The organism is Clostridium sp. NSJ-145 (assembly GCF_021044725.1).
Lineage (GTDB): Bacteria > Bacillota > Clostridia > Clostridiales > Clostridiaceae > Clostridium > Clostridium disporicum_B.
Window position 1 is genome coordinate 1 of the sequence record NZ_JAJNOS010000030.1, and the last position, 9,692, is coordinate 9,692.

A 9,692-nucleotide genomic window follows, 5' to 3' on the forward strand; every position below is an offset into this window, starting at 1 on the left:
TTTTTTCATATCAGCTTAACAGATTCTTTTTATTTTTTATCTATTATGAATGTTATTATGTCCTAATCATTTACTTAACCCATCACCATTTTATGATGTTTAAAATAATTTTATGTTTAGGCTATGTTAGCCCTCTTCGTGACAAATATTCATAAAAACAACCATACCTTAGACTTTTCAATATATTGACGTTTAACTATAATATTATATAATATTTATCAACTTATAAAGAGTGTTGATAAAAATAAAATAACGTAGATAAAATCTACGTTATGATAATTAGAATCTTTAGGTATTTTTATATAAAATTAATTTATTTATACATTTCTATTATTTCTTTATACATTTCTATTATTTCTTCATCTGTCTTTTCTTTTAATAATTTTTCCTCGAAATTGCTGAAACCAGCACTTTCATAGTAGTGTATTAATTCTTCTTTCATCTCTTCTAATGATATTTGATTTTCTATCATAATTTTATCTCCTTTATTAAAATTATTATTTTAATATTGTTGTAATTTTATAGATTCAAATAATTCAACACATTTATTTAAAACATAGCAAAAAAGAAAGCATTAAACTTCCTTTTATTTATATTCAAATTATAAATTATATCCAATTATAGCTCTGCAACATGTACTGCACCACATGAATCACATACAAATCTTGCTTTATAACCACGATGCTCTCCTGTTGGAGTAAACATTTGTTTTTGGTCTATTTTAACTTCTATATACTCGTCACATACTTCACACATTATATCTATAGTATCTTCAACCAAATTTCCATTTTCATCTACTATTGCTCGACAATCTTCATCTATAATACCATCAAGTATATCGTCATCAAGAATTGGATAAGATATATATTCTTCTTTAAATTCATTACTTCCAGCAGGAGAAGTCCATTCTGGTTGCACACCGTAGTCATCAAGACCATAACCTGTACCCCAAATTTCTAAATGAGCAAATGCTCTTGATAACTCTCTCATCATTTCATCAAACTCGAATGGAATACCGTTAATTCTACCACTTTCCTCCATACTAAAAGTTAAAACTTTTCTTTTTTTCTTAGAAAAATAATCTTCACTTATTCCTCTGCAATCTCCGTAAAGATACTTAAAATCTTTATTTGTAGTTGATAATAATTCAACCATCTCTAATGCTTTCTTTAATTCTTCATTATTACCATATAATTTGTATTCATAAAAACCTTGCATAATATCCTCCTTATTCTGCTTATATAATTATACTATACTTTTAGTAAAATTGTTTTTTAATTGAACTATTCAAAAATTTATCTAATTTCAATATTGTGTTAAAACATAGCCTTATGTTAATTTAATGAGTTTTAATATTATGTGATATTCTTATTTGTCTAATATTCTTTATCTTCTTAGTTTAAAAGTTTAATACCTAATTTATCAATATAATATCTACTCATTTTATAAATATTTTCCCTATTTTTGTAAATTTGTTCATATATTTATAAAAATAACAGCTTTATTACAATTATATCATTATTTGTTTGACAAAAATAGTATAACTTCATAATTATTTTTAAAATTAGGCTATATTAACTTTCTTCATGATAACTATATCATAAAAACAACCACGCCTTAGACTTTTCAATACATTGAATTCTAAGATGTGGTTGCTTCTATAACTTACTATAAATTGTTCGTAATATATTAATATTACGATTTATCATATGGAATTAGAATTAGATAATCAATAAATGTACTTATTAGTTATAAAAACTTGCCAAATTATTTTTTAACTGTCTCCATAAAATCTTCACAACTTTTCCTTATATTAAGAATAAGCACTCAAAAAGAAAGGAGAAAATATTTTGAGAGATAATGTGAAAGAAGTAATACTTAAAATTGAAGGTATGGTATGTGTTAACTGTGAAAATCTTATTGAGGATATACTTTTAGATAATAATGGGGTTAATAAAGTTGAAGTCTCATATACCAAAGGTTTAGCAAAAATAAATTATAATGAAAATAAGACATCTATAAATGATTTGATAAGAGTTATTTCTGAAAACGGATACAAAGTTATTGATTTTAGTAACGAAGTAAATGAAGATTTAAGTAATAAAAATAAAAAAAGTAAGAAAAGAGATATTGACTGCGCAAATAAAGATGAAGATAATACTTTTCTAATTATAATAATAATACTAGGTGTTATATTATTACTAAAAAAATTTGGAGTTTCAAATATTTTCAGTGTATTTCCAACGCCAAATGAAAATACAAGTTATAGTATGTTGTTTATCATAGGTTTGTTTACTTCACTTCATTGTGTTTCAATGTGTGGAGGTATTAATTTATCACAATGTATAAACTATAATGATACTATTGATAAAGGTACATTATCAACAATAAAACCTGCTTTTTTATATAACTTAGGCCGTGTGATTTCTTACACTATCTTTGGGGCCATAGTAGGAGGAATTGGTTCTATAATAAGTTTTACTGGATGGATGCAAAGTTTAATTCAGTTAATTGCTAGTATATTTATGATTATAATGGGATTAAATATGTTAAATATTTTCCCTTGGCTTAGAAAACTAAATCCTAGGATGCCAAAAATATTTGCTAAAAAGTTTAAGTCTAAAAATAATAATAGTCCATTTTTTATAGGGTTATTAAATGGATTTATGCCATGTGGTCCATTGCAAGCAATGCAAATTTATGCTATTTCCACAGGTAGTGTAACAAAAGGTGCTATTTCCATGTTTTTATTCAGCTTAGGAACAGTACCATTAATGTTTGGATTGGGCACATTAAGTTCTTACATGAGCAAAAAATTCTCTAATAAAATTATGAAGTTTGGAGCAATACTAGTTATTGTTCTTGGTTTTTCCATGTTTAATAATGCTTTAGCATTATCAGGAATTAATTTTTCTCAAGGTTCAGAAAATGATTCTGGAGTTAGGGCTGAAATACAAGATAATATTCAAGTAGTAACTACAAAGTTAAAAGGTGGAACATATGAACCAATTATTGTTGAAGTAGGAAAGCCTGTAAAGTGGAATATACAAGTTTCAAATGGTAGTTTAAATGGTTGTAATAATAAAATAATTATAAGAGAATATGAAATAGAAAAAAGTTTAGAAATGGGAGATAATATAATAGAATTTACTCCAACCGAGGCAGGAACTTATACTTATTCATGCTGGATGGGAATGTTAAGAAGTAAGATATATGTAGTTAATCCTGGACAAGAGCCTGAAATTTCAGAAAACTTACAAAATGGATTAGATACACTTAATAAAATAAATTCGAATTATAAAATATCTACTGATGAAGTTGCAGTAGCCAAAGTATCAGGAAATGAACAGGTAGTTAATATAAATATTGAAAATGGTAGATTTACACCGGCAGTAATAATAATTCAAGAGGGATTGGAAACTAAGTGGAGTATAAATAATACTGATAATAAAAGTATATCTCTAGCATTTCCTATTTATAATCAAGTAGTAGATATGAACAAGGGAGATAATGAAATTTATCTAATTCCAAGCGAAGACTTTACCTTTGCAGAAGAAAATTACAATTACTTTGGGTATGTGAAGGTTGTCAAAGATATTGACAATATAAATCTAGATGGAATTAAAGAGGAGGTAAAAAAATATAAAATTTCTGAGAAAGACTATTTATCTGTGAATAGTCAAGCAAGTTGCCACTAATTAGATTAAAAGTAGACAAAGGAGTTATATAATCATGAGTAAAAAGAAAATATTAATTGTAGAAGATGAAATAAAAATTCTAGAAGTTGTCACTTCATTAATGGAAAAACAAGGCTACGAAGTTTATCAAGCAGAAGATGGAAAACAAGCACTAAAAATATTTTATAACAATGAGATTTCATTAATTATATTAGATCTTATGTTACCTGATATATCCGGAGAAGAAATCTGTATGAAAATAAGAGAAAAATCTAGAGTTCCAATTATAATGCTAACTGCAAAAGTTGATGAATCAAATCTTTTACAAGGACTAGATATTGGGGCTGATGACTATATAACAAAGCCATTCAGTTTAATGGAATTAGTTGCAAGGGTAAAGGCTATATTAAGAAGAACATCAGAAGAATTAAATCCTTTATACAACTCATTTCAAAATGGAGATTTATATATAAATGTTGAAGCAAATATTATAAAAAAGAAAAATGAATTACTTAATCTAACCCAATCAGAATGGAAAATACTATTGTCTTTGATGAAATACCCCAATAAGGTATTTACTAGAGAAGAACTTATTCAAATAGCACTTGGAAGTAATTTTGATGGTTATAATCGTACTATAGATACCCATATAAAAAACCTTCGCCAAAAGATTGAAGATAATCCTAAGTCACCTGTATATATAATAACAGTATTCGGTAAAGGTTATAAGTTTGGAGGTGAATAACTTAATTGGAGCAAAGTATCAAAAGTAAACTATCCATATCTATAGCATTTATAGTTGTACTAACTGTTCTACTGATTAGTATACTTTCAAACTTGATTATAAAAAATGAATTTACTAAATATAAAGAAAAGCAACAGCTTGGAAAAATTGAAGAAATAGTTAATTCAATACAGGATCAATATAATATAAAAGAAAATAAATGGGACGAAAAAAATATTAATAATATAGGTATTTCATCATTAAATGAAGGATATATTATAAAAATTTACAACAAAGATAATAGTATATTATGGGATGCCAAAGTTGCTAATATGCAATTGTGTAAAGATATAATGGATGAAATATGCAAAGTTATGGAGAATAATTTTCAAGTTGCAAATGGTAAAATAATAAGTGAAAAATTTGAATTAACTAAATTTGGAAACAATATAGGAAATATGGAAATAGAATATTACGGTCCATTTTTCTTATCACAAAATGATTCTGAGTTCATAAAATCACTTAATTATATATTTATAGTTATTGGAATTGTTTCATTTATAATTGCTATTTGGGTCGGAAGTATATTATCTAAAAATATTAGCAAACCTATATCAAAGATGATAGGAGTAACTAAACATATTGCAAATGGAGAATATGAATATAGATTTGATAAAAATACTAAAATAAAGGAATTATCTGAATTACAGAACTCTATTAACCTTATGGCAGATTCAATTGAAAATCAAGAAAATTTAAGAAAACAATTAACTGCAGATATGGCTCATGAATTAAGAACACCATTAACATCAGTAAGTACTCATTTAGAAGCTATGATAACTGGGCTATGGGAGCCAAGTAATAAGCGACTGGAAAGTTGTTATGAAGAGTTAAATAGAATTACTACTTTAGTAAAAGATTTAGAAAAACTTGCAAATGTGGAAAATGGATGTTATAAATTACAAAAAGTTCCATTTGATATGTTTGAGTTACTAAAAAAAGTTTCATATAATTTTGAATATAAGATAAAAGAAAAAAAAATCAAATTTGAATTAATTGGTGAAAAACTTATTATTGAAGCAGATCAAGATAGAATATATCAAGTTATTACCAATATATTATCTAATGCAATCAAATACACTAATAAAGAAGATAAAATAACAATTAAACTGTATAAAGAATCTGAATATGCTGTATGCGAAATTATAGACACGGGAATAGGAATTTCACAAAATGAGCTTCCATATATTTTCGAGAGATTTTATCGTGCAGATAAATCAAGAAATAGAAAAACAGGCGGAGCCGGAATTGGTCTAGCTATTGTTAAATCAATACTTCAAGCACATAATGGAAAGATACAAGTAAATAGCCAATTGGGAAAGGGTAGCTCTTTTAAAGTGTTTTTACCTTTATAAATTGATAATTATATTTTCAGACTCATTTATTTATATAAAAAAATGAGAGCATAGCTCTCACCCTTTTGGTTCGTAATATGAGTTAGGTTGATTGCGATGTTGAGAGTTAAAAATAGCACGTAAATTAAGTTAATAACTAAAAGTTAAATATTAACTAGACTTAATTTATGCACCTCAATATTGCAATCAATATATAGAACGAAGTCGCTAAAAGCATTCGCCCCCGTATGGGGATTCAAAAACTTCAAAATTAAATTAAAAACCTAATTTAATGAGCTATAGTTCTAAAAATATACTTTAACCTAACTTTATTACATATATTTCCTTATTTAAGGATACACTTTCCCCCTCCCCATTATCAAGCTAATATTTAATTTTGCCTTATTTAAGGCGGTGAATAGCTTCGAGGCATTAAAACTCCTTTTTCTATTAAATTTCCCTTCTCACAAATTTTACACATTCCTATTTTAATTCCTGTTAATTTAAAGAATAGCTCCGCTGACGATAGTTTTTCGTCATCTCTAGGTTTTACCCTAAATATCTCAAGACATCGCTTAAACTTTAATTTCTTATTTCTGTTTCCTAATATTCCATAGTGTCTAATCTTAACAAATCTATCAGGTAAGATATGCATAGTAAACCTTCTGATAAATTCATCAGCTTTTAAAGTCATTATTTTTTCTTTATTTTTATCCTTATAATCTCTCCATTTGAATACTACATTTTTATTATCAACCTTAATTATTCTATTATCTGAGATAGCAACTCTATGTGTATATCTACCAAGATATTGAACAACATATGCTGCACTTTTGAAAGGAGCTTTACTGTAAACAATCCATTCTTTTTTATATAATGAATCTTTAAACTCATTAAAGATATTTCTAGAACTTAAAGCACTAATACTTTCAGGAAATACTAATTTATTATCTATATAAAGCTTATTTAAATAATATAGAAATTTACCTCTAAATTTTCTCGATAACACTTTAACGGGAATAAAAAACTTTTGTTTAGATTTTATCCATTTACTTTTATCTAAACTTAATCCACCACCTGGAACTATACAATGTATATGTGGATGATTCAGTAGGTTCTGCCCCCATGTGTGTAATACTGTTGTAAATCCTATATCTGCATTTAAGTATTTTTTATCCTTTGCTAGTTCTAGCAAAGTCTCGGATACAGAACTAAATAATATTGAATATAATTCCTTTTGATTAAAAAGTATTAATGAATTTAATTGCTCTGGAACTGTAAATACCATATGAAAATAATGAGTTGGTAGTAAAGACTTGCTTCTTTCATAAATCCATAATTCTTTAGCATAAGTTTGGCATTTAGGGCAATGTCTATTTCTACATGAGTTATAGGCTATTGTAGTTTCTCCACACTCATCACATTCATAAATATGTCCGCCAAGCGAAGCTGTTTTACAATATTGAATAGAAGATATAGCTCTTATTATATTAGCAGGTAATCTTTTGCTTCTGATATAATCTTCTCCATGTACTGACATTACTTCTTGTAATGAACTCATAGCTTATCAAAGGGGCTAACTACGTTTAATACAGTATAATCCTTAACATGAAGATATATAGATGTTGTTTTTAAATTAGAATGTCCTAATAATGCTTGTATAACAACCAAATCTACACCATCATTCATTAAATGTGTTGCAAAAGAATGTCTTAGAGTGTGTGGCGTAGCCTTTTTAGTTATACCTGCCTTATTAACAGCAGTTAACATTGCACATTGAACTCCCCGAGCAGTTAATGGTTCCCCAGTCATCCTAGATATAAACAAAAACTCTTCTGAATCATAATTTTTATGACCGAATTTACTCCAGTATTCTCTTAATAATTCCAAGTTCTTCTGTGATAATAAAGTATACCTTTCCTTACTTCCTTTTCCAGCCCTAACCCTAATTTTCATTTCTTTACTCATAATATCAGATAATCTTAAGTTTATTACTTCGCTTACGCGTAAGCCAGCGGAATATATAGTTGATAGAATTGCTTTATGTTTTAAATAAGTAGCATTATCAATAATAAGTTTGACTTCTTCCTTAGTTAAATATGATGGTAAATTTCTTCGGCATCTCATTCTAGGAATTCTCATGTTATTCCAATCTCTCTCTAAAGTAATAACATAAAAAAATTTTAATGCTGAATTTATACTATTTACACTAGCCTTGCATAATTTTTTCTCATTTATGCAATAATCTAAATAGTTGATAATATGTTGTTCACCTAGTAATTCAGGTGGCTGGTTATAGAATTTAGAATAACATTTCAGCATATATACCATATTTTTTATGGTTAGCCTACTTCGTCCACGAAGTTCTAAATCTTTAACCATTTTGTCTATTTTTTGATACATTTTATCACTCCTTAAAGGTGTGTAAAATGTGAGAAGTGAAGCTTCCTTGAGAAAGAAACTTCACTTCTTATTTTTTCCACATAAACTTTTTGTTAATCACAAAACCCAGCCGTCGCTTTTAGCGATTTAGTTCTATAATACAATTGCGAACTTAATTATATTATACAAACATTTAATTATTTTCCAATTGTAAAATAGTTTCATTAATTTGAATTAAAGTTCCTTATTTTAGGTTAACTCAATGAATCTATTTCTAATAGTGGCTCTAGTTACGTAAGTATCCTTAGTAGCTACATTCACTAGCATATCTTTAATTCGGTCATTCTTTTTATTCTTCTTACTTAGTTGTAGAAATTTAAACCAAGCCAAATAATTATTGATATATTTTGTAGATACACCATTAAAAGTCATTAACCATCTCTTAAAGCTACTGTGAAGAGCATTTATATGCTGTAAATGATAAACACTATCTATCATTGATTTCCCTCTAGGAACTTGCTTTAATTCTATGTTCAATTTATCCTTTATTCCCATATATGATTTATGTGAATCTACACAAAAAGTAGCATCTTCACATATTTTATTGTCAAAGAAATTAACTATTTGATTTGTTGTAATTCTACCATTACAAACAGCACCCATAAGGATATTTCCTTTTCTATCAATTGCTGTCTCTATACAAATCTGCTCTTTTGATATTCCTCTTTTCTTCTTATCATTTTTACCTTTACCTCTTTTTCTAGGGTTTCTAGGCATTACAAATGTAGTACTTTTAGAATGATTCCCTTTAAAAGACTCCTTGATAAAGCATTCATCTACTTCAACTATACCTTCAACTTTATCATTTTTTAATGATAGATTTATTACATCAAGTATCCTATGACGCATGTAAAAAGACGTTTTAACACCCACTCTAACTTCTTTAGCACATTTTCTTATAGAAAGTCCTAATATCATTAATTCGCAGTATTTTAGCCATTTATCTAAGCTTAATTTTGTATTAGAGAATGGAGACATAGTAAACTCATCAAAACTTGTACGACAACATTTACATATATATCTTTGTCTTCCGTTAGATTTCCCATTTTTATTTACATCTTTACATTGACATTTTGGGCATTCGTATCCTTTAGAAAATCTGCTTTCTTTAACATTATCTCTAATTTCAGAGGAATTAAATAAAGTACTTAATACTTCTTGTGCTACTGAAATTAACTCTGTAAGTTCATTCTTTTTTAAATCTTTTATCATAGCTTTTATATCTACTTTTGGCATAATATTAGGTATCCTTTCTGCAAATCAGTTGAAATATAGTTTACACCTGTATTATAGCCTATTTTAGGTATAATTAATCACAAAGTTAGCTAACATAGCCTATGTTTAATATAAAATCTGTTAAAATCCAATATAATACCGAAATTCCAACTAAAAACAGTATAAGTACTTGTATAACTATTTTTATAGCTTCCTTTTGAACTTCCTTTTTAGCTTCAA

Annotated in this window: 8 protein-coding genes; 3 read left to right on the forward strand and 5 right to left on the reverse strand. The window is 27.1% G+C overall.

The window, feature by feature from the left end:
• Nucleotides 1-313 precede the first annotated feature (313 nt).
• Nucleotides 314-472 carry a hypothetical protein gene (locus tag LQE93_RS16220; RefSeq protein WP_231074501.1) on the reverse strand — a complete coding sequence of 53 codons (159 nt, stop codon included), beginning with the start codon at nt 470-472 and terminating at the stop codon, nt 314-316.
• Nucleotides 473-618: 146 nt separating this feature from the next.
• The gene (locus LQE93_RS16225; protein ID WP_231074503.1) at nt 619-1,218 is read right to left on the reverse strand and encodes a zinc ribbon domain-containing protein; all 600 of its coding nucleotides are present in this window, start codon (nt 1,216-1,218) and stop codon (nt 619-621) included.
• A gap of 632 nt (nt 1,219-1,850) precedes the next feature.
• Here LQE93_RS16225 and LQE93_RS16230 point away from each other — a divergent pair.
• Genes LQE93_RS16230 through LQE93_RS16240 form a run of 3 tightly spaced genes read left to right on the forward strand, consistent with a single transcriptional unit; the run spans nt 1,851 to nt 5,816 of the window.
• Nucleotides 1,851-3,698 (forward strand): urease accessory protein UreH domain-containing protein, encoded by a 1,848-nt coding sequence (locus tag LQE93_RS16230; protein ID WP_231074504.1) that lies wholly within the window; start codon nt 1,851-1,853, stop codon nt 3,696-3,698.
• Between the two features lie 34 nt (nt 3,699-3,732).
• Nucleotides 3,733-4,422, forward strand: coding sequence for a response regulator transcription factor (locus LQE93_RS16235; protein ID WP_231074506.1), 690 nt, complete (start codon nt 3,733-3,735; stop codon nt 4,420-4,422).
• A gap of 5 nt (nt 4,423-4,427) precedes the next feature.
• Nucleotides 4,428-5,816 (forward strand): sensor histidine kinase, encoded by a 1,389-nt coding sequence (locus LQE93_RS16240; RefSeq protein WP_231074508.1) that lies wholly within the window; start codon nt 4,428-4,430, stop codon nt 5,814-5,816.
• A gap of 385 nt (nt 5,817-6,201) precedes the next feature.
• On the opposite strand, the gene LQE93_RS16245 is transcribed toward LQE93_RS16240, so the two are convergent.
• The 3 genes from LQE93_RS16245 to LQE93_RS16255 all read right to left on the reverse strand — a co-directional run bounded on the left by LQE93_RS16245 (nt 6,202) and on the right by LQE93_RS16255 (nt 9,473).
• Nucleotides 6,202-7,356 carry an IS91 family transposase gene (locus LQE93_RS16245; RefSeq protein WP_231074510.1) on the reverse strand — a complete coding sequence of 385 codons (1,155 nt, stop codon included), beginning with the start codon at nt 7,354-7,356 and terminating at the stop codon, nt 6,202-6,204.
• Complete coding sequence (locus tag LQE93_RS16250) at nt 7,353-8,198, reverse strand: tyrosine-type recombinase/integrase (RefSeq protein WP_231074512.1); 846 nt, start codon at nt 8,196-8,198, stop codon at nt 7,353-7,355. Before LQE93_RS16250 ends, LQE93_RS16245 begins: the two co-directional genes overlap by 4 nt.
• A 228-nt stretch (nt 8,199-8,426) precedes the next feature.
• Nucleotides 8,427-9,473 (reverse strand): IS1595-like element ISCpe8 family transposase, encoded by a 1,047-nt coding sequence (locus LQE93_RS16255; protein ID WP_231074514.1) that lies wholly within the window; start codon nt 9,471-9,473, stop codon nt 8,427-8,429.
• Between the last annotated feature and the right edge of the window lie 219 nt (nt 9,474-9,692).

What these genes read in the sequence shown, in the direction of transcription:
- LQE93_RS16245 (WP_231074510.1), bottom strand. Translation starts at nt 7,356, where the DNA reads ATGAGTTCATTACAAGAAGTAATGTCAGTACATGGAGAAGATTATATC.
- LQE93_RS16235 (WP_231074506.1), top strand. Translation starts at nt 3,733, where the DNA reads ATGAGTAAAAAGAAAATATTAATTGTAGAAGATGAAATAAAAATTCTA.
- LQE93_RS16255 (WP_231074514.1), bottom strand. Translation starts at nt 9,473, where the DNA reads ATGCCAAAAGTAGATATAAAAGCTATGATAAAAGATTTAAAAAAGAAT.
- LQE93_RS16220 (WP_231074501.1), bottom strand. Translation starts at nt 472, where the DNA reads ATGATAGAAAATCAAATATCATTAGAAGAGATGAAAGAAGAATTAATA.
- LQE93_RS16225 (WP_231074503.1), bottom strand. Translation starts at nt 1,218, where the DNA reads ATGCAAGGTTTTTATGAATACAAATTATATGGTAATAATGAAGAATTA.
- LQE93_RS16250 (WP_231074512.1), bottom strand. Translation starts at nt 8,198, where the DNA reads ATGTATCAAAAAATAGACAAAATGGTTAAAGATTTAGAACTTCGTGGA.